Below are 25,343 nucleotides of genomic sequence, written 5' to 3'. Positions count from 1 at the left end.
GGGACAACGGGGCGCTCTGGCCTGCCGTTGCAGGCGGGGGCGTGCTCAGGCTCAGGCCTGGGCGCCCTCTTCGGCCGGCAGGACGAAGGAGGCGTCGATCTGGATCTTGACGGCGTCGGAGACGAGCACGCCACCGGCCGCGGCCTGCAGCGGGGCGTTCCAGGTGATGCCGAAGTCCTTGCGGGAGATCTCCCCGGCGGCCTCGAAGCCGGCGCGGGTCATGCCGAAGGCGTCGACGGTCTGGCCGCCGAACTCCGCCTTGAGCTCGACCGGGTTGGTGACACCCTTGATGGTCAGGTTGCCCACGAGGGTGAACTCCTGCGGGTCGTTGCCCTGGGCACGGACCTCGGTGGAGACGAAGGTCATGTTCGGGTGGGCCTCGGTCTCGAAGAAATCGGCGGCCTTGATGTGGGCATCGCGGTCCGGCTGGCCGGTGTCCACCGAGTTGGCGTCGATGGTGATGTTCACGTTCGAGGCGGTGGCGTCATCGGCCACGACCAGCGATCCCTCGACGGCGTTGAAGGTGCCGCGGACCTTGGAGATGCCAGCGTGGCGGACCGTGAAGTCCACATCGGTGTGGGTGGCGTCCAGGTTCCAGGTTCCGGGGGTCAATGCGGTCATGAGAGGTCTCCTTGCGTTGAATGCGGTGGCGTCCGGACCGCAGCCCGTCCGTTCCACCAATATTGGTTGAACGTTCAATAGAACCACGGTCGGCCCGGAACTATTCCCGGCCCCGGAATGAACTTCGGATGAACTGATCGAGGCGTCTCCGCGGACGGCGGCCGACGGCGGCGGTCCGGCCCCGCGGGGAGCCGGGCCTTTCGTCCGGTCTCCCGGCGCATCCCCTGACATCCGGGCGTCTCACCCGCTCCTGGGTCTCAGTCGTTTGGATAGGCTCAAGGCAGCCCTTCGACCGATACGGCAGCCAACCCACGGTGCCCGCCTGAGCACCACGAGTGCGGCTCGCCGTGATCGGTCCCTCGACAACCTGCATTGGGAGTACTTGTGAAGATTGCGATCCTCGGCGGCGACGGCTTCTGCGGCTGGCCCGCTTCCCTGCACCTCTCGGACCAGGGCCACGAGGTCACCATCGTGGACAACTTCTCCCGGCGTGTGATCGACGAGGAGCTCGAGGCCGAGTCCCTGACGCCCATCCGGTCCCTCTCCGAACGGCGCGCAGCTTGGCGGGAGGTCTCCGGCCGCCAGATCGGCTTCGCCTTCATCGATGTGGCCCAGGACTACGAGGGACTGCTGGAGTTCTTCCGCACCGAGCGCCCTGATGCCGTGGTGCACTTCGCCGAGCAGCGGGCCGCGCCCTATTCCATGAAGTCCTCGAAGAACAAGCGCTACACCGTGGACAACAACGTCAACGCCACGCACCATGTGCTGAGCGCGATCGTCGAGTCCGGCGTGGACATCCACCTGGTCCACCTCGGCACCATGGGCGTCTACGGCTACGGCACCGCTGGCATGAAGATCCCCGAGGGCTACCTGGACATCGAAGTCACCGCAGACGACGACTCGGACGGTGCTGCGAACGGTGAGGTGAACGGCCCGTCCGACCAGCCGGCCGAACCGCGGCGCATCGAACAGCAGATCCTGTACCCGTCCAACCCGGGCTCGATCTACCACCTGACCAAGGTCCTGGACCAGCACCTCTTCGCCTACTACGTGAAGAACGACTCGGTGCGGATCACCGACCTGCACCAGGGCATCATCTGGGGCACCCACACGGCCCAGACGCAGCTCGACGAACGCCTGATCAACCGCTTCGACTATGACGGGGACTACGGCACCGTGCTGAACCGCTTCCTCATGCAGGCCGCCGTGGGCCATCCGCTCACGGTGCATGGCACGGGTGGCCAGACGCGCGCGTTCATCCACCTGCAGGACATGGTCCGCTGCGTGCAGATCGCCCTGGAGAACCCTCCGGCCGCGGGCGAGCGCGTCAAGATCTTCAACCAGATGACGGAGACCCACCGGGTGCGGGACCTGGCCGAGCTGATCGGCAGGATCACCGGCGCCGAGGTGGCCATGGTGCCGAACCCGCGCAAGGAGTCGGCCGAGAACGACCTGCACGTCGTCAACGACACGTTCCTGGACCTCGGACTCCACCCGACCACCCTGTCCGAGGGACTGCTGCTCGAGGTCGAACAGATCGCCGAGAAGTACCGGGACCGCGCGGATCTGTCCAAGATCCCCGCCACCTCGCTCTGGACCGCCGACCAGCAGGCCGGCGTCCCGGCAGCGCCCCCGGCCGGGCCGGCGTCGTCCCCGGTCCCGGAGACGGACCCCGTTCCGGCCGCTGTTCCGGCTCATGCCCCGGTGAAGTAGCGGGAGCGGACTCCGCGCATGCGCATCGCGATGTTCACCGAGGTCTTCCTGCCGAAGATCGACGGCGTGGTGACCCGGGTGGTGCGCACCCTGGAACAGCTGGAGGAGCTGGGACACGAGGTCCTGCTCTTCGCGCCGGGTGAGCCGCCGGCGGAGTATGCCGGGCATGAGGTGGTGCGGGTGCGGAGCTTCTCGCTGCGCTACCTGTACCCGGAGTTGAAGGTGGGAGTTCCGACGCCGGCCATCGCCCGGCGGGTGGAGGCCTTCCGCCCGCACGTGGTCCACACCGTCAACCCGATCTGGCTGGCCGCCTACGGCGTGCTCTCGGCCGGGCGGCGGGACCTGCCCCAGCTGGCGAGTTTCCACACGGACGTGCCGAAGTACACGGAATCACTGCGCGTGGGCTGGGCCCGGCACCCCCTCGAGTCCTGGATCCAGTTCCTCCACAACAAGGCGGAGGTGAACCTGTGCACCTCCGGACCCATGGTGGACCGGGCCCGTGAGGTCGGCATCCAGCGGGTGGACCTGTGGCCGAAGGCCGTGGACACGGTCGGCTACCACCCCTCGAAGGCCACGGACCAAATGCGGGAGAAGCTGACCGCGGGCCACCCCGAGGCCCCGCTGGTGGTCTATGTGGGACGCATGAGCCGCGAGAAGGACCTCGACCAACTGGTGGAAACGATGCGCCGTGTCCGCGAGCGGATTCCCGGTGCCCGGCTGGCGATGGTGGGCTCCGGTCCGTACCGCGAGGACCTGGAGCGTTTGTTCGACCCGGCGTACACCGTGTTCACGGGCTACCTGTCCGGCGCGGATCTCGCCGCGGCGTATGCCAGCGCGGACGTCTTCGCGTTCCCCTCCACCACGGAGACCCTGGGCCTGGTGGCGCTGGAGTCCATGGCCTCCGGGGTGCCCGTGGTCGGAGCCCGTGCCGGCGGCATCCCCTTCGTGATCGACGACGGCGGCACCGGCTTCCTGGTCGACCCCGGCGATATCGACGGCTGGGTGGACCGCCTGGCGCGCGTGCTCGGAGACCGCGGATTCCGGGCCTCGATGGGCGAGGCCGCCCGCGCCGAAGCCGAACGGCATTCCTGGCGTGCCGCCACGGAGGCCCTCGTGGGCTTCTACGAGCAGGCGATCGAGACACACTGGAGCCACGGGCACCGGGACCTCAACGGGCCCTTCCTGGACCGCTTCGCCAAGCCGATGCCGCGGGCGGTGGACTGAGGCCGGCGCCGTGGCACCTCACGTGCTGACGGCCCGCAGCGTCCCAGGGACAGCGAAGGCCCCGGATCCATGATCCGGGGCCTTCGCTGTATTGACTCGCGTGCGCGAGGGGGGACTTGAACCCCCACGTCCTTTCGAACACTGGCACCTGAAGCCAGCGCGTCTGCCAATTCCGCCACTCGCGCGAGGTTTTGGTCTGTCTTCCCGGTCGAAAGGCCTGTATGGAATCCTTCGTACCGGTCAGAACAGCAGGATCTATCCTATCCCCACCCTGGCGGATTCCCAAATCGGCGGTCAATCGAACGCACATCGAAGGCCATCCGAGCGCCTGAGCCCTGCCTGGGAGATCGCATTGAAACCGCATTGAGACCCGTCACCGGCCTGTTCCTCACGGTTTGCTCATGCGTGCCGCGTACTATCGACACAGACATCTGCGGAAAGGAGCACCCCCGCGTGGGTCTTCTGGATAACCTCGAGCGCGGCCTGGAGAAGGCTGTGCAGTCAGCCTTCTCGGCCGGCGGCTCCCGAGCAGTCAAGCCGGTCGAGATCGCCAACGCCCTCAGACTGACCATGGACGATGAGGCCATGGTCCTCTCCGAGGGCCGCACCTTCGTGCCCAACGTCTTCATCATCCGGTTCTCCACCCCGGACTTCGAACTGGCCCGCAAATGGGGCTCCGCCCTGGCGGAGGAACTCTGCGACGAGGCCATCCGGCATGCCCGGGACCAGGGCTACACCTTGCATGGCCCGGTCCGCGTCACCTTCGTGGAGGAGGCGTCGCTGCGCGCCGGCAAGCTGGACATCGAGTCCGCCTCGGACCGCTCCGGCGGTTCGGACCAGATGCACGACGCCGGCTCCTCACCCTCCGGGACCGGCTCGGCCGCCGTCGTGTCCCAGGCTCCGGTGGACCGGGACGTTCCCGTCCCGCCGGTGGCGTCCGCGATCCCCAGCCCGGCCGCCCGGCCCGCGCCCTCGCCCGCCGCGCCGGCGGAAGCGGTCCGGCCAACGCCGAGCCCGTTCCCCCAGCGCCCGGCCCAGCCGTCCCGACCGGCAGCCGCACCACTGCAGCCCGTGCTCGAGATCGACGGCCGCAAGTACGGCATCAACGCCGATTCGATCGTGCTCGGCCGTTCGGCCGACGCGGACATCCTGGTGGAGGACACGGGCGTCTCCCGCCGCCACCTGGAGATCATCACCCGGGGCAGCACCGTCATGGCGGTGGACCTGGGCTCGACGAACGGCATCTACGTCAACGACCGTAAAGTGGACGGCTCCACCGTGCTGCGGCACGGTGACCGAATCACGATGGGACGTGTTGCCATGGTCTTCAGGATGCTGCCCGCGCGGGACACGCCGGGCCCGGGAGGTGCCTCATGAGTGAACTTGCCGTGGCCGCACTGCGGCTGGGCCTGCTGCTGGTCATGTGGATCCTCATCATCTCGATCGTCTCCTCGCAGGGGCGGGATCTCATGGTCGGCGCCCGCAACAAGGTCCGTCCCCGCGGCAAGAACCCCGCGCCCGTCGCCGCCGGCGCGGCCGCCGGTACGGCCGGCAGCCCCAGTGGTGGCCCCAGTGGCGGTGCACCCGCCTCCGGGACCGGAGGTCAGAGCACCGGCCAGCAACAGGCCCGACCGCTGCCGACGCGGCTCCAGGTCACCGAGGGCCCACTCCAGGGCTCCGTCGTGGACCTGCACGGATCACCGCTCCTGCTCGGGCGCGCCCAAGAGGCCGACCTGGTGCTGGACGACGACTACGTCTCGGGCCGTCATGCCCGCCTGTTCCCGCAGGGCTCACGCTGGTTCCTCGAGGACCTCGGCTCCACCAACGGGACCTACGTCTCCGGCTCCCAGCTGACCCGCACCGTGGCCGTGGACCCGGGCACCCCGATCCGGATCGGCAAGACCGTCCTGGAACTGAGGTCCTGACGCCGATGCCGTTGGTCCTCCGCTTCGCTGCGCGATCCGATGTGGGCAGGGTCAGGTCGAAGAACGACGACTCTGCCTATGCCGGTTTGCACCTGGCCGTCGTGGCCGACGGCATGGGCGGGCACGTGGGGGGCGACGTGGCCAGCGCCTCCACGGTGCTGGACCTGGCACCCCTGGACGCCACCGGCTATGCCAGCCCGGAGACCGTGCTGCCGGACGAGATCCAGAACGCGAACCTGATCCTCAACGACCTGGTCCATGCCAGCCCCAAGCTCGCCGGCATGGGAACCACGTGCACGGCGATGCTGCTCGCCGGGCGGACCATCCACGTGGCGCACATCGGGGACTCCCGGGCCTACCGGCTCAAGGACGGCACATTCGAACAGATCAGCATCGACCACACCTTCGTGCAGCGGCTCGTGGACGAGGGACGTCTGGACCCGGCCGAGGCCGAGTCGCATCCGCACAAGAACGTGCTCATGCGGGTGCTCGGGGACGTGGATGCCTCCCCGGAACTGGACATCTCGGCCGTGGACGCCGCGCCCGGCGAGCGCTGGCTGCTGTGCTCCGACGGGTTGACGGCCGTGGTGCCGCCCTCGGTGATCGAGCAGAAGCTGCGCCACCGGAGCGACCTGCAGGCCGTGGCCGATGAACTGGTCGAGCTGACCTTGAGCGGCGGTGCCCCGGACAACGTCACCGTCGTGGCCCTGGAGGTGGACGAGGCCACCGAGGCCGAGGCGGCCCTGCCCTCGCCCGCCCACCTCTCCGACCAGGCCCTCGCCGCCGCCACCCCGGGCGAGGCCGGCCCCGTCTCCGCCTCCCTGTTGCGGGAGGACCTGGAGTCCCGGCCCCACGTGCTCGTCGGCGCCGCCGACCTGGCCACCCAGACCGGCAAGATCCCCATCGTCACCCGCCGCAGCACCCAGAAGCGAGCGGCAGCCCTGCTGACCGGCGCGGCCAGCCACGGTGCTCAGGCCGACGGCGCCCTGCCCGACCCGCTGGCGGTCTCCGCTGCCTCAGAGCTCATCGAGGGCCATCGTGGGCCGGTCGATGGCTCAGACGACGGTCTCGGTGACGGCGCGGGCTCCGGCAGGCCCGAACCGGAGGAAACCCGGGACGGGACACGGGACGAGGAGCGGCCGCGCCGGCGTCGCTCCGTGTTCATCCCCGTCTTCACCGCCCTGCTGGCGCTGATCTTCGCCGTGCTGTTGCTCTGGGGCTACCTGTGGACACAGACCCAGTACTACGTGGGAGCCCAGGACGGCCGGGTGGCCATCTACAACGGCGTCTCCCAGCGGCTGGGGCCGATCCAGTTGTCCCACCTCGACAGCGAGACGGACGTGGCGCTGGAGGACCTGCCGGCATATTCACGTCAACGCGTCGAATCGGGCCTGCCGGCCCGCGACCTCGAGCACGCCCAGCAGATCGTGGCCGACCTGGAGAACTCCGTGACCCCGGATCCACCGGCCACGCCGAGTCCGTCCCCGTCCGAGTCGCCGAGCGATTCGCCGTCGGGGACACCCTCAGGCAGTCCGACCCCCACGCCCCCATCCACTCCTCCAGGAGGTGATCGCTGATGTCCCAGGTCTCTTCCACCCCCCGCCCGCGGCGCAACACCGAACTGGTGCTGCTGCTCCTGGGCCTGTGCATCGGCACCGGCGCCAGTCTGCTCGCCGGCCTCGGCATGGACCGCGAGATCACCTCTGACTACTGGGTGCAGGCGGCCGTACTGGCCATCATGTCCCTGGTCTTCCACCTGGTGCTGCGGCTACGCGCACGGTATGCGGATCCGTACATCCTGCCGATCGTGGTCACCCTCAACGGACTCGGGATCGCCATGATCCACCGCATCGACGTGGCCGAGGGGGACGACGCCGCCTCCCGCCAGCTGATGTGGACCGTGGTGGCCATGGGCGTGGCGATCGCCCTGCTCTGGCTGCTCAAGGACCACCGGGTCCTGCGGCGCTGGCCCTACCTGTTCCTCGCCGCCTCCGGCATCCTGCTGCTGTTGCCGCTGATCCCGGGGCTGGGCATGGAGATCAACGGTGCCCGGATCTGGATCAACCTCGGCGTGGGCTCCTTCCAGCCGGGGGAGATCGCCAAGATCACCCTGGCCATCTTCTTCGCGGGCTACCTCTCCGCCAACCGGGACCTCATCCTGCTGGCCGGCAAGAAGATCGGCCCCGTGACCTTCCCCCGCTTCCGGGACATGGGCCCGCTGGTGATCGCGTGGCTGATCTCCATGGGCGTGCTCGTGTTCCAGCGGGACCTCGGCTCCGCCATCCTGTTCTTCGGCTTGTTCATGGCCATGATCTACCTGGCCACCTCCCGGGTGTCCTGGATCATCCTCGGCCTGGTCCTCGTGGCCGTGGGCGGACTGATCGCCGTGAACACCATCTCCCACGTGGGCCTGCGCGTGGACGCCTGGCTCCATGCCTTCGACCCGGAGGTCTACAACCGCGGGGCCGGCAGTTACCAGATCGTCCAGGGCCTGTTCGGTCTCGCCTCCGGCGGACTCCTCGGCACCGGCCTGGGCGGGGGGCGGCCGGATATCGTGGCCTACGCCAACTCGGACATGATCATCGCCTCGTTCGGCGAGGAGCTGGGCTTCATCGGCCTGTCCGCGATCCTCATGCTGTTCGTGCTGCTGGTGACCCGGATGCTGCGCGCCGCACTGGGAACCCGTGACGCCTTCGGCAAGCTCCTGGCCGCCGGGCTGGCCTTCACCATGGCCCTGCAGTGTTTCGTGGTCATCGGCGGAGTCACCATGGTGATCCCCCTGACCGGTCTCACCACGCCGTTCATGGCGGCCGGTGGCTCCTCGCTGCTGGCCAACTGGATCGTGGTGACGCTCGTGCTGATGGTGTCCCAGTCCGCGCGCAAGCCCGTCGCCGTCGGTCCCATGGTCAACGCGTCCGGCTCCGGATCAGGGCACCTGGACCGCACGTCCGGGGTTCCGGTCGAGACGCCGGCAGGAGGGGTCACCGCATGAACCAGGCCATCCGCAACTCCTGGGTCGTCATCGTCGCCATGTTCATGGTGCTCGTGGTGGCCATCTCCGTCATCCAGGTCATCGCCGCCGATGCCCTGAAGAACAATGACTTCAACTCGCGGCAGCTCTACCAGGAGTTCGGCTCCGCCCGTGGGCCGATCCTCGTGGACGGCAACCCGATCGCCGAATCGGTGGAGTCCAACGACGACTTCAACTACCAGCGCGTCTACCACGACACCGAGTTGTACTCAGGGCTGACCGGTTTCTACTCGCTGACCTACGGCGCCACGGGCCTCGAGGACAAGCTCAACCGCTATCTGGCCGGATCCTCGGACGGCCAGTTCGTGGATCGCATCATCGAGCTGTTCTCCGGCACCCAGATGGAGGGCGCCCAGGTGGAGCTGACCATCGATCCGGCCATGCAGGAACTGGCCTACTCGGTGATGCCGGAGGGGGTGGAGGCCTCCGTGGTCATCACCGATCCGGAGAGCGGGGACATCCTGGCCATGGCCTCCAAGCCCAGCTATGACACGAACCTGCTCGCCACGCACAGCGGGGCCGAGGCCTCGGCGAACATGGCGGAGCTGCAGACCGTTCCGGGCCTGAGCCCCTACCTCAACCGGCCCACCGCCTCCCTGCCGGCCCCGGGTTCCACGTTCAAGCTCATCGACACAGTGGCCATGCTCGAGTCCGGCGAGTACCAACCCGACCAGGTCCTCGACGTGCCGGACTCCATCACCCTGCCGAACACGAACACGCCCTTGGGCAACTTCGGCGGCGGCCTCTGCGGCAGGATGGACGAGGCCACCCTCGCCGAGATCTTCGCGCAGTCCTGCAACACGCCCTTCGCCCTCGCGGCCATGGAGCTGGGTCAGGACCGGATCCGGACCACGGCGGAGAACTTCGGGTTCAACGAGTCCTTCGAGATCCCCCTGACGGTGGCGGCCTCGCAGTTCCCCGAGGACCTGGATGACGCCGCCCTGGCCCAGTCCTCGATCGGGCAGCGGGACGTCAAGGCCACCGCCCTGCAGATGAACATGGTCGCCGCCGCGATCGCCAACGACGGGACGATGATGAAGCCGCAACTGATCGACACGATCCGTGGCTCGGACCTGACACTGCTGGAGGACGTGCAGCCAGAGGTCTTCAGGCGCTCCACCACCCCGGAGATCGCCGAGCAGATGACGGAGTTGATGCGCGGTCCGCTCGACGGCGGTACGGCCTACCGCGCCCAGTCCGAGAGCGTGGACATCGCTGCCAAGACCGGCACCGCCCAGTTGGGTGCGGACAACGACCTGGTCAACTCCTGGATCACCGGGTTCGCCCCGGCCGATGACCCGCAGGTGGCCGTCACGATCGTGTACCAGAACATCGACTTCGACACCGGCAGTGAGCTGACGTCGACCAACCTGAAGGAAATCATGGAGGCGGTGGTCACACAGTGAGGCCGACATCGGGTATCACGCTGGGCGGCAGGTATCAGCTCACCGAGCGCATCGCCATCGGCGGCATGGGCGAGGTCTGGAAGGCCAAGGACAAGATCCTGGGCCGGCTGACGGCGGTGAAGATCCTCAAGGAGGAGTACACCGGTGACGCGAACTTCCTGCGCCGCTTCCGGGCGGAGGCCCAGCACACGGCACTGCTCAACCATCCCGGCGTCGCGAATGTCTTCGACTACGGCGAGGAGGACGGCTCCGGCTACCTCGTCATGGAACTGGTCCCGGGACCGCCGCTCTCGGCGATCCTGGACAAGGAGAAGGTGCTCTCCCCGGACCGGACCCTGAACATCATCGCGCAAACGGCCCGTGCCCTGTCCGCCGCCCATGCCCAGGGTCTGGTGCACCGTGACGTGAAGCCCGGGAACCTGCTGATCACTCCGCACGGCCGCGTCAAGGTCACCGACTTCGGCATCGCCCGGCTCGCCGACCAGGTGCCGTTGACCGCCACCGGCCAGGTCATGGGCACCGCCCAGTACCTGGCCCCGGAACAGGCCACGGGACAGCAGGCCACCGGTTCCTCGGACATCTACTCCCTCGGTGTCATCGGCTACGAGAGCCTCGTGGGACACCGCCCCTTCTCCGGCGAGTCCCAGATCGCGATCGCGCTGGCCCAGGTCAACGACCCGCCACCACCCCTGCCGGACACCATCCCCGAGCCGGTACGGGCCCTGATCATGTCCATGCTGGCCAAGGAGGCCCACGAGCGTCCGGCCAATGCCACCGCCCTGGCCGAGGCCGCGGAGGCCCTTCGTCAGCAGGACACGGCGTCCGCTGCCGCCGCCGTGCCCGGGATGATTCCGTTCCTGACCGGGGGAGCCGCCGCTGCGGCCGCTGCCGCCCAGGGCGCCCAGACCCAAGCGCTCACACAAGCCGTCGACTACTCGGGAATGTCAGACACCCATGCCACCGAGGTCATCAGCGGTGCCTCCGGCTCGGAGGGCACGGGCACCTCCGCACTGCCCGTGGCCGAGGCCGCCGGCGCAGGAGCCGGCGCTGGTGCAGCCGGGGCCATCTCCGCCACGGAGGATCCCGATGCCTACCGCGCCGGAGACTCCGTGGACCCGGACGACGAGGGCTACAACGACCAGCTGGATCGCACGGCCGGACGCAAGAAGCGCAGCCCGTGGACCTGGCCGCTGATCGGGCTGCTTGCCCTCATCGTCTTCGTCATCCTCGGCATCTGGCTCGGACCCCAGTTGACCGGCGGTGAAGAGGACTCCTCTGCACCGGTGACCTCCGCCAGCTCGTCGGCCACTGAGTCGGAGTCAGAGTCTGCCTCGCCCTCACCGAGCACCTCCGAACCGACCACCGAGTCCCCGACTCCGACCGAGACGGGACCGGAGACCGTGTCGATCCAGGCCGCGTCCTATCAGGGCCGCGACTTCGAGACGGTCGCGAGTGAGCTGCGCGCCCTGGGCATGGAAGTAGAGGGCGCCGAGATCCGTAACGACGCCCCCGCCGGGACGGTCATCAACCTCTCACCAAGCAACACCGACGTCGAGGTCGGCTCACTCATCATCGTCACCTACTCCGCCGGCCCGCAGCCTGATCCGACCACGCCGGCCCCATCCACCCCCACGGACACGGGCACGGAAGCCCCACCACCCTCGGACCCTGGTCCCACCGAGACCTCGCCGACTCCGACCGTAACGCCCACGGCCACTACGGCCCCCCAAAGTGCCGAGAGTCCCATCGCCCCCACGGGACCGGACGAGGGTTCCGCGGCTTAGACCGCCCGGGGACCCCGGCCAGCCAGCATCATCAGCGAGAACAGGACGAACGACAGTGCCACATCAACGCATCCTCAACGGCCGTTACGAGGTCGGTGACCTCATCGGCCGGGGTGGCATGGCCGATGTGTTCCAGGGTCGGGACCAGAAACTCGGCCGCAAGGTCGCCATCAAGCTGATGCGCCCGGACCTGGCCCGCGATCCGCAGTTCCAGTCCCGGTTCCGCCGGGAGGCCCAGTCCTCCGCCGCGCTGAACCACCCGAACATCGTCTCGGTGTTCGACACGGGCGAGGAACGGTTCGAGGACGGCGCCTACCAGGGCGTCGCCTGCCCCTTCATGGTCATGGAGTTCGTGGACGGCCGCACGCTGCGCGACCTGCTGCGCCATGACGATGTCACCGTGGACCAGGCCATCGAGTGGACCTCCGGGGTACTGGCCGCCCTGAACTACAGCCACGAAGAAGGAATCGTCCACCGGGACATCAAGCCGGCCAACATCATGGTCACCAAGTCCGGGGCCGTGAAGGTCATGGACTTCGGCATCGCCCGCGCCCTGTCCGATTCGGCCGCCACGATGACTCAGACCCAGGCCGTGGTCGGTACCGCCCAGTACCTGTCACCGGAGCAGGCCCGGGGCGAGTCCGTGGATTCTCGGTCGGACCTGTACTCGGCCGGCTGCCTGCTGTTCGAGCTGTTGACCGGGCGCCCGCCCTTCGTGGGGGATTCCGCCGTGGCCGTGGCCTACCAGCACGTCCGGGAGGAACCTCCGGTTCCCTCCACGCTCAACCCGACCGTCTCGCCCGCCCTGGATTCCGTGGTCTCCCGCGCGCTCTCGAAGGACCGCGAGGACCGGTTCCAGTCCGGCCTGGAATTCCGCGCCAGCCTGAACCGCGCGGCGGAGCAGCCCGACGCCGGCCCTGCGCAGCACTCGTCCCGCTCGGCTGCCGCTGGGGACCGCTCCGGTGGCGTTGCCGATGCCTCCGCCGGTTCCGCCGCCGGTTCCGCCGCGGGAGCTGCCGCCGGTGCTGCCGCCGTCGGGAGGTATCCGGACGGTGCCACGGAGGCCATGACGGCCGTGCCTCCCCGGCCGGAGGGAGAGACCAGGGCGATGGCCGCCGTCGGGAATGACTCTGGTTCCGGGCCCGGGACCGAGAGGTACACGGGCTTCCCGGGTGACCGGTACTCCGGTCAGCAGGCCGGGGGACTCTCGGCCCCGACCGCGGCCACGCCGCCCGCACCTCCGGAGAACACGCGCCACCCGCTGGACCTGGACGACGAGCCGCGCCCAGGCGGCCCGCCGAAGAAGCGCAAGGCACACCGTGTCTGGGTGCCCATCCTCGTGGTCATCCTGGCCCTGGGCGCCGTGGCCGGTGGGTGGTTCCTGATGGAGGAGCTGAACCGCCGTACGGTGGAGGCCAATCAGGTGACGGTCCCGTCCGTGGCCGAGATGACCCAGATCGAGGCCCAGAACGCGCTGACCTCCGCAGAACTGCGGCCCATCCTGGAGGAGGTGCATGATGACGAGATCCAACGGGATCTCGCCGTCGGCACTGAACCCGCCAGCGGCACGGTCGTCCAGAAGAACCAGGAGATCACCCTCCTGATCTCCATCGGCCCCGAACAGGTGGAGATCCCCGCGGACCTGGCCGGGCAGTCGGAGGCCACGGCGCGGGACACCCTCGAGGGACTGGGCCTGTCCATCTCCTCGGTCCGCTATGTCCCCTCGGCCGACGTCCCGCGCGACCGGCTGGTCGGCACCTCCCCGGAGCTCGGAGCCACGGTGAGGTCCGGCTCGTCGGTGGAGTTGCAGATGTCCTCCGGCAACGTGGGGGTGCCCAATCTGGTCGGCCTGACCCGGGAGGAGGCCCAGGCGGCCCTCCAGGACCTGGGCCTGCAGATGACCGTCTCCGAGGTGGAACGCGAGGCCCCGGTGGAACCGGGCACCGTGGTCGGTCAGGAACAGCCCGAGGGAACCGAGGTGCCCCAGGACTCGTCCGTCACGGTCGAGGTGGCGAAGGCTCCCGAGGAACCGTCCACCTCTCCGTCTCCGTCGAGTGAATCACCCAGCGGCTCCCCGAGTCCGAGCGACTCCGCATCCGGCTCACCCAGCGAGTCACCCAGCCCGTCGGAATCATCTGCCGGTGCCTCCGGGTCCCAGCCCACCGGGCCGGGCAACAACCGGGGTCGCGGGCAGAGCGGCTGAGCGGCTGAGCGGCTGAGCGGCTGAGCGGCTGAGCGGCAGGCTCGCCGCAATCGGCCGCTGCGGGAGTGTCAGCCCATCACGGGCGAAAGGGTATCGGCCCGGGCGGCCGCGCCCACCATGCCCAGTGACTCCAGCCAATTGCCCAGCATCCGGTAGCCGCCCTCGGTCAGCACGGATTCCGGATGGAACTGCACACCCCATAGGGGGACGCTGCGGTGGGCCACACCCATGACGATCCCGCCGTCCGTCTCCGCGGTGATCTCCAGTTCCTCCGGAATCGTGGCACGCACGGCCGCCAGGGAATGGTAGCGGGTGGCGGTGAAGGGGTCCGGGACGCCGGCGAACATCGGGTGCCCGCCGTGCACGACGCGGGAGGTTTTGCCGTGCATGAGTTCCTCGGCGTGCGTCACGGTGGCCCCGTGCGCCTCGGAGATCGCCTGGTGGCCCAGGCAGACCCCGTAGAGGGGCTTGCCCTGCTCGGCGGCCCACCGGACCATGTCCGTGCTGATGCCGGCCTCGGCGGGCGTCCCGGGGCCGGGGGACAACAGGATCCCGTCCCGCTCTGCCGCGAGCTCGGTCGCCTCATCGAGGCTCACGGCGTCATTGCGGACCACGAGGGTGTCCGCCCCCAGTTCCCGCAGGTACCCCACGAGCGTGTAGACGAAGCTGTCATAGTTGTCGACCACGAGGATCCGGGCGGGGGAGACGGCCTCGGAGACGGTGGCGTGATCCGAGTCGGTGGATGCGGTCGGGGAGGTCATGAGCGGAGGTCCCATCGTGTGTCGGGCGGGCAGGGCAGCGGAGGCGGGTCCGGAGGTACTCGGCGCATCGGGGGGTCGGCGAGCCCCCGGGGCAGCCTCATGGGCGGGCCCACGTTCGCCGCTAGACTGGGCCGAGTACTTCATCTGAAGCAGACTACGCCGTGACCGGTTCCGGTGCGGCGACGTGACCGAACCATCATGGACAGGAATCGAAGTGCCCGAGTCGAAGTCCCGCAAGACCGGCCAGAAGAGCAAGAGTGCTGCGCAGGCCGAACGAAGCCAGCGCCGGGCCGATCTGCGCGCGGAGAAGCCCGAGCCGGGCCCCCTGCCCACCTGGTACAAGGCCATCATGTTCGGCCTGATGATCGTCGGCCTGCTGTGGATCGTCGTCTACTACCTCACCATGGGCGTGGCCCCCCTCCCGCAGGCCGGTGGCTGGAACATCGGCATCGGCTTCGGCATCGCCTGCGTCGGCTTCCTCATGACCACGCGTTGGCGCTAGACGCTTCCTACCCTGAGGATCACCCGTCGGCGCTAGACGTTCCTGTCCGCGCGATAGAGGTCCCTCAGTAGGCACATCTCTGCTCCGTGGTGGATGGCCTCACGGTTGATGTGCAGGACCAGCTCCAGCATGGAGTGCTCCTTCCACGGCCCTTCGGCCTCTCCCACGTCCGCGCCGAGCGCGCCGGCATCGAGCGAGTCCACCGCCTCACACCAGGCCGTCACAGCGGCGTGCAGCCTCTCATAGGCCTCCCGAGCCGTCCCCGGGTAGTCATAGGTGAAGTAGTCCACCTCCGGACCGCCGAAGTGACCCGCCATCCGTGCCCCGAACACGCCCACGAGGACGTGGGCCATCCTCCACGCGATCGTCGTCACCGGTGCGGGCTCCGGCTCGGGGACGGCGAAGTCGACCACCCAGTCTCCGCCACCGGCCTGCACGGCGCCCGGATAGTCCGGTGGCGTGGTGCCCCGTGGACGCAGCCCCCACGCCCCGCGAGCCGATTCCCAGTGGTACTCCTCGTCGCTCATCCCCGCCAGACGGGCGGACAGATGGTGGTCCCAATGCCAGCGCAATTGCTGTGACAGCTGTTCGAGCGGCAGGCCGACAGACCTGTGGTTATCTTTCGACAGGCCTGTGGATTCAGCGGCTTCCTCGGTCATGAACCGATGTTCCCGCCTCCTTCGCAATTGTGGAAGACCTGCCAGAGAGCATCAACAAAACGCCCGAGTTTTCCACAGTCGCCAGACTCTTTGTCATTCATGCTCTGACCTGGGGTTTTGCTATCCACAGGGGTATCCACAGTGTGAACAACATGCGTGTGATTCATCCACACTGTGGATAACGCTTGTGGATAACTTAAGCCCCGAATCACAGCCATGTCATTTCATCCACATCCGTGGATAACTCTGTGGACAAACAAGGGACCCGTGGAGGGCCGATCCTCGGGGATCGGCCCTCCACGGGTCCGTGCCGCCTCACTGCCTCACCACGACTCGGAGGGCGTCAACCGGTGCGAGTCAGAGGCCCTGCGTCAGCGACCAGGGAATGTCCTGCTCACGTATCCAGCCAGTACTGGACCAGGGTGGCGTCCGTGAGCCGTAGGATGCCCACGACCGTCAGGACCGCCAGCACCGCGAGGATCCCCGCGAGGAGGAGCCACTGGACAGTGACTGCCCGCTGGTCCAATCGCGCCGGAAACCCGGGCCCGCGTTGTCCACGGGGCAGATAGGCCACCACCGCGGCACACGCCGCCCCGGTGACCAGGCCACCGACGTGGCCCTGCCAGGAGATATTGGCCCCCGGGAGGAAGGAGATCACCAGGTTCACACCGATCAGGGCGGCGATCCCGGTGACGCTCCCCCCGGTCCGGCGCATCACGATGAACAGGGCCGCGAAGAGCCCGTAGACGGCGCCGGAGGCACCCACCACCGGGACGTAGGGGTTGGAGAGCAACAGCACCGCCACGGAACCGCCGAAGGCGGACAGGAGGTAGAGCGCGAGGAACCGAGGCCATCCGAGAACGGGTTCCAGCATCCGTCCCATGAGCCACAGGGTGTACAGGTTCAGCACGATGTGCAGGGGGTTGCCCAGCGAGTGCAGGAACGCCGAGGTCAGCATGCGCCACGGCTCCATGGCCTCTGCAGAGGTGTGCAATCCAGCGTAGAAGAACTGTTCGGTGATCCCGATGCGCTGGCCCGAGGTGACCCACTGCAGGGCATACATGGCCACACAGAGCCCGATCATGGTCCAGGTGACCCACGGCTGCCCGGGTCGGCGGCGCACGACTGTCCGCCCGGAACGGCCCGTGCCCGTCGGCACGATCAGCTGGCCTTGGCCGTAGGGTGGCCTCGCCCCCTCGCTGGGCCCGGAGAGCGGAACCCCCCACGGATCGGTGGACGGCTGTCCAGGACCGGCAGTGCCTGTTCGGTCTGGACCCCGGCCAGCGGCGCAGTCAACACAGTGGATGCCCACGGCGGCCGGACGCTGGCATTCCGGACACGCCGGACGTCCGCAGCGTTGGCAGTGGATGAACGAAGGGCGGTCCGGATGGCGGGGGCAGACCGGCAGTTGCCGGCCCGCCCCTCCGTCCGGACCGCCCGCGGTCTGGTGGGACAAGGAGACTCAGGCTTCCTTGATCTCGATGGACTCGATCGAGACGCCCTCGAGCGGCTTGTCACGGCCATCGGTGGCCACGGCGTTCAGGGCGTCGACGACCTTCTGGGAGGCCTCGTCCTTCACCTCACCGAAGATGGTGTGCTTGCCCTGCAACCAGGTGGTCGGCACGGTGGTGATGAAGAACTGGGAGCCGTTGGTCCCGCGGCCGTTCTGGATGCCGGCGTTGGCCATGGCCAACTTGTAGGGGGCGTTGAAGTCCAGGTCCGGGCTGATCTCGTCGTCGAACTGGTAGCCGGGGCCGCCGAAACCCTGGCCGAGCGGGTCACCGCCCTGGATCATGAAGTCCTTGATGATGCGGTGGAAGACGGTCCCGTTGTACAGCGGGGTGCCGTTGTGGGTCTCCCCGGTCTGCGGGTGGGTCCACTCGCGATCACCGGTGGACAGCCCGACGAAGTTCTGGACAGTCTTCGGGGCGTGGTTCCCGTAGAGCTCGACGAGGATGTCGCCGGCGGTGGTCTTGATGGTGGCGGTGTGCGTTGCAATGGCAGTCATGGTCGCCATTGTTCCATCACCGTGCCCGTCGGGACCCGCCGCGGCTCAACGGTGGTGGCAACTTCGCCCACAGCCGAATCCCCGCGCCCCGGGCTCACCGTGCCGTGACCGCCCGGACCCCGTAGGCTATCTCCAGGACCGGCGGACCGGTGGGTTGCCGGCACACCACAGTGCACAACCGCACGTCATGGAGGTTCAGATGAGCAAGAAGACGACTGTCCCAAGCATCGAAGACCGGATCAACGCCGGTGTGGACCATGCGGCACATTGGGCCGCCCCAAAGGTGGAGGCTGCGCTGGCCTGGGCGGAGCGGGGCCTCGGAGAGGGCAAGGTCCAGGGCAAGGCCGCCGGGGAGAAGACCTCCCAGCAGGTGTCCGAGGCCATGGAGAAGCTCAGCCCGCAGGTCAGGGCGGGCCTGGCCCAGGCGAGTTCGGTCCTGTCTGGGGCCGTTGACAAGGTCTCCCCGCAGGTCCAGGCGCAGCTCGACCGGCTGACCCCGGCCTTCGAGGAGGCTCGCAGCAAGGTGGAGGGCGAGTACGTCCCCGCCGCGTCGGCACGCCTCGCCACAGTAGCTGGCCAGGCCTCGAAGGCGGCTCACGGCGTCAAGGTCTCCCCAGCTGTCGAGAAGGCCCTGGTGAACATCACCGGTGACAAGAAGACCGTGAAGAAGCTGAAGAAGGCCGCCGAGGAGTACGCCAAGACGGCGGAGAAGCAGCTGAAGAAGCAGGCCAAGAAGCAGCACAAGGGCGGCAAGGGCTGGCTCGTGACCGGCATCGTGGTGGCCGCTGGCGTCGCGGCCGTCGCCGTCTGGCAGTTGACCAAGCCGGTCGAGGATCCGTGGAAGACTCCGGCTCCCTCACCGCTGCCGAAGCAGGACGCCCCGCCCGCCCCCGCACCGGCCGGTGCGGATCCGGACCTGGCCACCAAGGCTCCCTCCGTCCCGGGTCCGACGCCGGCCGCCAGCTCCGCTGCCGCCACCCCGGCCCCCAGCGTCGCCGCGGGCACCGCCACCGTGGACTCCGTGGATGCCACCGAGGAGAAGGTCGAGGGGATTCCCGCCCCCAAGTCTGCAGAGTGATGCGGACCCGGCGCCCGGCAGCCGGTTGAAACAGAAGGGCCCGGGACACCAGCGGTGCTGGTGTCCCGGGCCCTTCTCTCGGTGGAGGCAAGGGGACTCGAACCCCTAACCCCCTGCTTGCAAAGCAGGTGCGCTACCAATTGCGCCATGCCCCCGAGGGGTGTTCAGTTATGTGCGTCCGGATGGTGCTCACGCGGGCTTCCGGGGCTGTCCAGTGAATCTGTGGCCGAACTCCAGACCTGCTTGCCGCGTTCGTTCTCCCGCCAGGAGCGGATCCCGAGCACTGCGGCCACGCCGGCTGCCAGGGCAGCCAGTCGAACTACCGGCTTCATGGTGCCGCCTTCCCCGGCCTACGGCCGGATGGGGGACTGCGTGGGTGGGCGTACCAAGACTTGAACTTGGGACCTCTTCGTTATCAGCGAAGCGCTCTAACCGCCTGAGCTATACGCCCTCACGTTTCGAAAGACCGAACGAAATCGTGTCTCCGGAACGAGAGTCAACATTACCCCAGCGGGGCTGACCGTCAAAATCGAGGAACGATCCGGCCGAGCCTCTCACTGTGCGGGCGGAGATCAGAGGTGCTGCCCCTCATCTCTGCCCGCACAGCGAACGCTGTGGTGTTCAGTCGTCTGTCAGGGTGACCCCGATGCCGCCGACGAGGGTCGCGGAGATGTTGTACAACACGGCCGCGAGCATGCTCAAGGCCGTCAGCAGCACCACATTGACCACCGCGATGATCGTGGCGAAGGAGGCGACCTGGCCCAGCGAGATCAGCTGCTGCACCGTGAACGACCCTCCCTCAGAGCCCAGGACCTGAGCCAGCAGGTCGTTGACCTGGTCGAAGATGCCCGTCAGGTCCATGACGGTCCACAGCACCACGGCTCCGACCACGGTGACGATGCCCAAAGCCACTGACAGCAGGAAGGCCATCTTCAGCACCGACCACGGATCGACCTTGGAGACGAGCAGCCGGGCTTTGCGGACCTTGGCCTTGGGCGCCGGACGCACTAGTCCCTGGGCGGCGGGCCGCTGCGCAGGGCGCTTCTGACCGGGTCCCGCAGACCCCGTGGGACGGGCATTCTGCGGACGCTGGCCGGGCTGACGGGAACCTTGCGCCGAGGGCCGCTGCTGCGTCCCGCGAGGTGTGGCTCCCCTGTCCGACGAACCGCCGGCCGGGCGTTGGCCTGCAGGCCGGGGCGTTCCGGATGTGCTCACTACTGTCCTCCGTCAATCTCCGCGTCCGGGTCAGGATCGACCGCTGCGGATTCGGTGGCTGTCACGGTCGTGTCGGTCCCCTCCGCACTGGCGGGGGCGGCCGTCTCAGAGTCCAAGGGTACTTCACCCTCGGTAACATCCCCTGCGACCTCGCCCTCGGGATCCTCGTCCGTCACACCGTTGAGCTGCTTCTCGTTGTTGAGCGTGACGGCGATGATCCGGTCGTTCTTGTCCGGCTTGGCGAAGATGACGCCCATGGTGTTGCGGCCCTTGGCCGGGACGCCGGTGACGGCGGAGCGGACCACCTTGCCGGAGTTCATCACCACCAGCACCTCGTCCTGTTCCTCCACCACCAGGCCGCCGGTCAACTCTCCGCGATCCTCGACGATGTTGCCGACCTTGATGCCCAGACCACCCCGATTCTGCACGCGGTACTCGTCCACTGTGGAACGCTTGGCGTAGCCGCCGTCCGTGACGATGAACACGAAGGCGTCGTCGCGGACCACGTCCGCGGTGAGGAGCTCGTCTCCCTGACGGAACTTCATGCCAGTGACGCCGGAGGTGGCGCGGCCCATGGGACGCAGCGCCTCGTTGGTGGCGTTGAAGCGCAGCGACTGGCCGTTCTTGGAGATCAGGATCAGGTCATCCTCCTCCGAGACCAGCTTGGCCGAGACGACCTCATCGTCATCGCGCAGCTTGATGGCGATGACGCCGGCAGAACGGTTGGTGTCGTAGTCCGCCAACAGGGTCTTCTTGACCAGGCCCTGCCGGGTGGCGAGGACCAGGTAGGGCGCCCGTCCGTAGTCGGCGAGCGGCAGTGCCTGGGCGATCCGCTCCTCGGGCTGGAAGGCCATCAGGTTGGCCACATGCTGGCCCTTGGCGTCCCGTCCCGCTTCCTGCAGCTCGTAGGTCTTGATGCGGTAGACCCGGCCCAGGTTGGTGAAGAACAGGATCCAATGATGCGTGGAGGTGGTGAAGAAGTGCTCCACCACATCGTCGTTGCGCAGCGAGGCACCACGGACGCCCTTGCCGCCGCGGTTCTGGGCCCTGTAGTTGTCGATCCGCGTGCGCTTGATGTAGCCGCCGCGCGTGATGGTGACCACCATCTCCTCTTCGGGGATGAGATCCTCGATCGACATGTCACCGTCATAGCCGTACATGATCTCCGTGCGGCGGTCGTCACCGTACTTCGCCACGATCTCGGCCAACTCGGTGGAGACCACCTCGCGTTGACGTTCCGGAGAGGCCAGGATCGCGTTGTACTCGGCGATCTTCGCCTGCAACTCGTCGTACTCGTCCTGGATCCCCTGGCGTTCCAGTGCGGCCAGCTGCCGCAGCTGCATGTTGAGGATGGCCTTGGCCTGGTCGTCGTCGATGTCCAACAGCGTCTTGAGGGACTCCCGTGCCGCATCGGCGCTGGCGGAGGCCCGGATGGTGGCGATGACCTCGTCCAGCATGTCCAGGGCCTTGAGCAGCCCCAGCAGGATGTGGGCACGTTCCTCGGCCTTGCGTTTGCGGAACTCCGTGCGCCGGACGATCACCTCGATCTGGTGCATCACCCAGTGGTGCACGAATCCGTCCAGGGACAGGGTCCGCGGGACCCCATCCACGAGGGCCAGCATGTTGGCGGAGAAGTTCTCCTGCAGCTGGGTGTGCTTGTAGAGGTTGTTGAGCACCACCTTGGCCACAGCATCCCGCTTGAGGACGATCACCAGGCGCTGTCCGGTGCGGCCGGAGGTCTCGTCCCGCATGTCCGCGATTCCGGACAGCTTGCCGTCGCGGACCATCTCGGCGATCTTGGCGGCCAGGTTGTCCGGATTGGCCATGTACGGCAGCTCGGTGACCACCAGGCAGGTCCGGCCCTGGATCTCCTCGACGTTGACCACGGCCCGCATGGCGATGGAGCCGCGCCCGGTGCGGTACGCGTCCTCGATGCCCTTGCGGCCGAGGATCTGCGCACCGGAGGGGAAGTCCGGACCCTTGATGCGCTGCATCAGGGCGGCCAGGAGCTCCTCGCGGGAGGCCTCGGGGTTCTCCAGGTACCACTGCACGCCGTCCACCACCTCGCGGAGATTGTGCGGCGGGATGTTGGTGGCCATGCCCACGGCGATGCCGGAGGAGCCGTTGACCAGCAGATTCGGGAACCGGGCCGGCATGACGGTCGGCTCCTGCTGCTTGCCGTCGTAGTTGTCCTGGAAGTCGACCGTGTCTTCCTGGATGTCCCGAACCATCTCCATGGCCAGCGGCGCCATCTTGGTCTCGGTGTAACGCTGGGCGGCGGCGCCGTCGTTGCCGGGGGATCCGAAGTTGCCCTGGCCGAGGGCCAGCGGGTAGCGCATGACCCAGTCCTGGATGAGCCGGACCAGGGCGTCGTAGATCGCGGAGTCGCCGTGCGGGTGGTAGTTGCCCATCACCTCGCCGACCACGCGGGCGGACTTGTTGAACGAGCGGTCCGGACGGTAGCCGCCGTCGAACATGCCGTACAGGACCCGGCGGTGCACGGGCTTCAGCCCGTCGCGGACGTCCGGCAGTGCGCGGCCCACGATGACCGCCATGGCGTAGTCCAGGTAGGACCGCTTCATCTCCGTCTGCAGGTCGACCTGCTCGACCTTGTCATGCTCGGTCAGAGCCGGGGCGATGATCGGGGCCTCTCCCTCGCCAGCCGGCAGGCCGGCGTCGGGATTCCCGGTGTTGTCCGGGTTCACGTTCTCGTTCTCAGGGTTCTGCTCGTCAGTCACGCGCGGTGTCCTCGGGTCTCAAAGTATGGGGGCCGTGCCACGGCCCGGGCGCCGATCACTCGGTGCCGCCGGGCCGTGACCGTTTTCGGCCGGGGTGGGTAGCGGAGGGGATCAGAAGCCTCAGAAGGCTCAGATATCCAGGAAGCGGACGTCCTTGGCGTTCTGCTGGATGAAGGAACGGCGTGATTCGACGTCCTCGCCCATCAGCATGGAGAAGATCTCGTCTGCTGCCGCCGCGTCGTCCATGGTGACCTGCAGCAGGGTGCGGTGCTCCGGGTCCATGGTGGTGTCCCACAACTCCTTGAAGTCCATCTCACCCAGGCCCTTGTAGCGTTGGATGCCGTTGTCCTTCGGGTAGCGCCAGCCCCTGGCGAGGCCCGCGGCCACCGCCTGGTCCCGCTCCTCGTCGGAGAACACGTAGTCGTGCGGCGCGTTGGACCATTTGATCCGGTACAGCGGGGGCTGCGCCAGGAATACGAATCCGTGCTCGATCAGCGGCCGCATGTAGCGGAACAGCACCGTCAGCAGCAGCGTGGTGATGTGCTGGCCATCCACATCGGCGTCCGCCATCAGCACGATCTTGTGGTACCGCAGCTTCGTGATGTCGAATTCCTCGCCGATGCCGGTGCCGAAGGCCGTGATCATCGACTGGATCTCGGCATTGGACAGCGCCCGGTCCAGACGGGCCCGCTCCACGTTCAGGATCTTGCCACGGAGCGGGAGGATGGCCTGGGTGCCGGGGTTGCGGCCCTGCTTGGCCGATCCGCCGGCGGAGTCGCCCTCCACGATGTAGACCTCGCACTCAACGGGGTTCTTCGAGGAGCAGTCGGCGAGCTTGCCGGGCATGCCGAAGGATTCCAGCGGTGACTTGCGGCGGGCATTGTCCCTGGCCTTGCGGGCGGCCAGCCGCGCCTGAGAGGCCAGCTGGGCCTTGCGGATGATGTCCTTGGCCGGACCGGGATTGCGCTCCAGCCAGTCACCGAGCTGGTCGGAGACGATCTTCTGGATGAAGCCCTTGGCCTCGGAATTGCCCAGCTTGGTCTTGGTCTGGCCTTCGAACTGCGGTTCGGAGAGCTTGATGGACAACACGGCGGTCAGGCCTTCGCGGACGTCATCGCCCGAGAGGTTCTCGTCCTTGGCCCTCAGGATCTCCTTCTCCCGTGCATAGCGGTTGACCAGGGAGGTCAGAGCCGCCCGGAAGCCCTCTTCGTGGCTACCGCCCTCGTGCGTGTTGATGGTGTTGGCGTAGGTGTGCACGGACTCGGAGTAGGCCGTGGTCCACTGCATGGCCACCTCGGCGGCCATCTTGCGGTCGGTGTCCTCGGTCTCGAAGGCGATGACGTCCTCGTGGACCATCTCGACCTTCTTGTTCGAGTTCAGGTGCTGGACGTAGTCCAGCAGCCCGTTGTCGTACTTGTAGTCGACCATCCGCTTCTTCGCGCTGGCCAGGTCCTCGCCGATGGTGTCCGGCTGGGCTTCGCTCTCGGTCTGGCGGTCCGCGTCGGTACCCGGAACGCCGTCACCGTCGGTGTCCCCGGCGATCTCATCCTGCTGGATCTCGTTCGTCTCGATCAACCGCTCATCCGTGAGGGTGATGCGCAGACCCTTGTTGAGGAACGCCATCTGCTGGAACCGGGCGCGCAGGGTCTCGAAGTCGAAATCGATCGTGTCGAAGATCGCGGGGTCCGGGTAGAACGTCTGGGTGGTGCCCGTCTCGTCCGTCTCCCCGGCGTTGAGGAGTTCGCCCTGCGGCACACCGCCATCGGCAAAGCTCATCTTCCAGAGGCTGCCCTGGCGGCGGATCTCGGTGTCCACGCGGGTGGACAGCGCGTTGACCACGGAGATGCCCACACCGTGCAGACCTCCGGAGACCGCGTAGCCGCCGCCGCCGAACTTGCCGCCGGCGTGCAGGATCGTCATGACGACCTCCACGGTGGGCCTGCCCTCGGTGGGGTGCATGTCCACGGGGATGCCGCGGCCGTTGTCCTGGACACGCACGCCGCCGTCCGCCTGCAGGGTCACGTGGATGGTGTCGCAGTACCCGGCCAGCGCCTCGTCCACCGAGTTGTCCACGACCTCGGACACCAGGTGGTGCAGACCGCGCGGGCCCGTGGAACCGATGTACATGCCAGGGCGTTTGCGGACGGCCTCCAACCCCTCGAGGACCGTGATGTCCCCGGCACCGTATTCGTGCTCCACCTTGCGGTTCGCCTCGGTGATCTGCGTCGACGGGGTGGATGCCTCCGAGGCCGTCGCGTCGTTCTCCGCCGGGGCGGTGGTCTCGACGGTGGGATCCTGCGGGGCGCCGCTCTGATCTGTGCCGTTGTTCTCTTCGGCCACGGGCGTCTACGGCTCCTCTGTTGGGGTACTGGGCTTCACATCGCATGTGCCAAGGGGTTCTGGCGCCGGGGCGCACGGAAGGTGTCCCTCTCGGCACGATTCCGTCCTATTCTACCCCCGACACGCCGAATCGTG

At 67.9% G+C, this 25,343-nt stretch carries 20 protein-coding genes and 3 tRNA genes; 11 read left to right on the top strand and 12 right to left on the bottom strand.

Annotation, left to right across the window (positions count from 1 at the left end; translation table 11 throughout):
* Positions 1–51: 51 nt before the first annotated feature.
* Positions 52–621, bottom strand: coding sequence for a YceI family protein (locus IEX49_RS05190; protein ID WP_188804841.1), 570 nt, complete (start codon positions 619–621; stop codon positions 52–54).
* Positions 622–1,005: 384 nt separating this feature from the next.
* On the opposite strand from IEX49_RS05190, the gene IEX49_RS05185 reads away from it, so the two are divergent.
* Complete coding sequence (locus IEX49_RS05185) at positions 1,006–2,334, top strand: NAD-dependent epimerase/dehydratase family protein (protein ID WP_188804839.1); 1,329 nt, start codon at positions 1,006–1,008, stop codon at positions 2,332–2,334.
* 18 nt (positions 2,335–2,352) lie between these two features.
* Positions 2,353–3,558 (top strand): glycosyltransferase family 4 protein, encoded by a 1,206-nt coding sequence (locus IEX49_RS05180; RefSeq protein WP_188804837.1) that lies wholly within the window; start codon positions 2,353–2,355, stop codon positions 3,556–3,558.
* Positions 3,559–3,659: 101 nt separating this feature from the next.
* On the opposite strand, the gene IEX49_RS05175 is transcribed toward IEX49_RS05180, so the two are convergent.
* Positions 3,660–3,743 (bottom strand) — tRNA-Leu (locus IEX49_RS05175).
* Between the two features lie 268 nt (positions 3,744–4,011).
* Between IEX49_RS05175 and IEX49_RS05170 the strand changes: the two genes are divergently transcribed.
* From IEX49_RS05170 to pknB, 7 genes are read left to right on the top strand one after another with little or no spacing between them, the layout of a single operon-like run.
* A complete protein-coding gene (locus IEX49_RS05170; protein WP_188804835.1) occupies positions 4,012–4,935 on the top strand; it encodes an FHA domain-containing protein in 924 nt (307 codons plus the stop codon).
* Positions 4,932–5,483 (top strand): FHA domain-containing protein FhaB/FipA, encoded by a 552-nt coding sequence (locus tag IEX49_RS05165; RefSeq protein WP_188804833.1) that lies wholly within the window; start codon positions 4,932–4,934, stop codon positions 5,481–5,483. The genes IEX49_RS05170 and IEX49_RS05165 overlap by 4 nt, the downstream gene beginning before the upstream one ends.
* Positions 5,484–5,488: 5 nt before the next feature.
* Positions 5,489–7,060: a PP2C family protein-serine/threonine phosphatase gene (locus tag IEX49_RS05160; protein WP_188804831.1), complete on the top strand. Its 1,572-nt coding sequence runs from the start codon at positions 5,489–5,491 to the stop codon at positions 7,058–7,060.
* A complete protein-coding gene (locus IEX49_RS05155) occupies positions 7,060–8,475 on the top strand; it encodes an FtsW/RodA/SpoVE family cell cycle protein (RefSeq protein ID WP_188804829.1) in 1,416 nt (471 codons plus the stop codon). Before IEX49_RS05160 ends, IEX49_RS05155 begins: the two co-directional genes overlap by 1 nt.
* A complete protein-coding gene (locus IEX49_RS05150; protein WP_188804827.1) occupies positions 8,472–9,920 on the top strand; it encodes a penicillin-binding transpeptidase domain-containing protein in 1,449 nt (482 codons plus the stop codon). Before IEX49_RS05155 ends, IEX49_RS05150 begins: the two co-directional genes overlap by 4 nt.
* A complete protein-coding gene (locus IEX49_RS05145) occupies positions 9,917–11,704 on the top strand; it encodes a protein kinase domain-containing protein (protein WP_188804825.1) in 1,788 nt (595 codons plus the stop codon). The genes IEX49_RS05150 and IEX49_RS05145 overlap by 4 nt, the downstream gene beginning before the upstream one ends.
* A gap of 55 nt (positions 11,705–11,759) precedes the next feature.
* Positions 11,760–13,907, top strand: coding sequence for a Stk1 family PASTA domain-containing Ser/Thr kinase (gene pknB / locus IEX49_RS05140; protein ID WP_188804823.1), 2,148 nt, complete (start codon positions 11,760–11,762; stop codon positions 13,905–13,907).
* A 68-nt stretch (positions 13,908–13,975) separates the two neighbouring features.
* Here pknB and IEX49_RS05135 read toward each other — a convergent pair whose 3' ends face one another.
* Positions 13,976–14,668, bottom strand: a complete 693-nt coding sequence (locus tag IEX49_RS05135) for an anthranilate synthase component II (RefSeq protein WP_188804821.1) — start codon at positions 14,666–14,668, stop codon at positions 13,976–13,978.
* A gap of 214 nt (positions 14,669–14,882) precedes the next feature.
* Here IEX49_RS05135 and IEX49_RS05130 point away from each other — a divergent pair, with 214 nt between their 5' ends.
* Positions 14,883–15,170, top strand: coding sequence for a cell division protein CrgA (locus tag IEX49_RS05130; RefSeq protein WP_188804819.1), 288 nt, complete (start codon positions 14,883–14,885; stop codon positions 15,168–15,170).
* Between the two features lie 32 nt (positions 15,171–15,202).
* On the opposite strand, the gene IEX49_RS05125 is transcribed toward IEX49_RS05130, so the two are convergent.
* The 3 genes from IEX49_RS05125 to IEX49_RS05115 form a co-directional block, all read right to left on the bottom strand.
* Positions 15,203–15,829, bottom strand: coding sequence for a DinB family protein (locus IEX49_RS05125; protein WP_188804817.1), 627 nt, complete (start codon positions 15,827–15,829; stop codon positions 15,203–15,205).
* A gap of 394 nt (positions 15,830–16,223) precedes the next feature.
* Complete coding sequence (locus tag IEX49_RS16765; RefSeq protein ID WP_373286687.1) at positions 16,224–16,952, bottom strand: rhomboid family intramembrane serine protease; 729 nt, start codon at positions 16,950–16,952, stop codon at positions 16,224–16,226.
* Positions 16,953–17,291: 339 nt separating this feature from the next.
* A complete protein-coding gene (locus IEX49_RS05115) occupies positions 17,292–17,837 on the bottom strand; it encodes a peptidylprolyl isomerase (protein ID WP_188804815.1) in 546 nt (181 codons plus the stop codon).
* Between the two features lie 199 nt (positions 17,838–18,036).
* Between IEX49_RS05115 and IEX49_RS05110 the strand changes: the two genes are divergently transcribed.
* A complete protein-coding gene (locus IEX49_RS05110; protein ID WP_188804813.1) occupies positions 18,037–18,915 on the top strand; it encodes a hypothetical protein in 879 nt (292 codons plus the stop codon).
* An 82-nt stretch (positions 18,916–18,997) separates the two neighbouring features.
* On the opposite strand, the gene IEX49_RS05105 is transcribed toward IEX49_RS05110, so the two are convergent.
* The 6 genes from IEX49_RS05105 to gyrB form a co-directional block, all read right to left on the bottom strand.
* Positions 18,998–19,070: transfer RNA gene (locus IEX49_RS05105), tRNA-Ala, on the bottom strand.
* Between the two features lie 9 nt (positions 19,071–19,079).
* The gene (locus IEX49_RS05100; protein ID WP_188804811.1) at positions 19,080–19,247 is read right to left on the bottom strand and encodes a hypothetical protein; all 168 of its coding nucleotides are present in this window, start codon (positions 19,245–19,247) and stop codon (positions 19,080–19,082) included.
* A 45-nt stretch (positions 19,248–19,292) separates the two neighbouring features.
* Positions 19,293–19,366 (bottom strand) — tRNA-Ile (locus IEX49_RS05095).
* Between the two features lie 170 nt (positions 19,367–19,536).
* Entirely contained in the window at positions 19,537–20,130 is a 594-nt protein-coding gene (locus IEX49_RS05090; RefSeq protein ID WP_188804809.1) for a DUF3566 domain-containing protein, read from the bottom strand.
* A complete protein-coding gene (gyrA, locus tag IEX49_RS05085) occupies positions 20,130–22,799 on the bottom strand; it encodes a DNA gyrase subunit A (RefSeq protein WP_229672288.1) in 2,670 nt (889 codons plus the stop codon). The genes IEX49_RS05090 and gyrA overlap by 1 nt, the downstream gene beginning before the upstream one ends.
* A 198-nt stretch (positions 22,800–22,997) precedes the next feature.
* Positions 22,998–25,088, bottom strand: a complete 2,091-nt coding sequence (gyrB, locus tag IEX49_RS05080; protein ID WP_229672287.1) for a DNA topoisomerase (ATP-hydrolyzing) subunit B — start codon at positions 25,086–25,088, stop codon at positions 22,998–23,000.
* Positions 25,089–25,343: the final 255 nt, after the last annotated feature.

The sequence above is a fragment of the Citricoccus zhacaiensis genome, assembly GCF_014645315.1.
In the GTDB taxonomy this organism is placed as follows: domain Bacteria; phylum Actinomycetota; class Actinomycetes; order Actinomycetales; family Micrococcaceae; genus Citricoccus; species Citricoccus zhacaiensis.
Note: the sequence above shows the minus strand (reverse complement) of the source record. Positions and strands in the feature narration are given on the sequence as shown.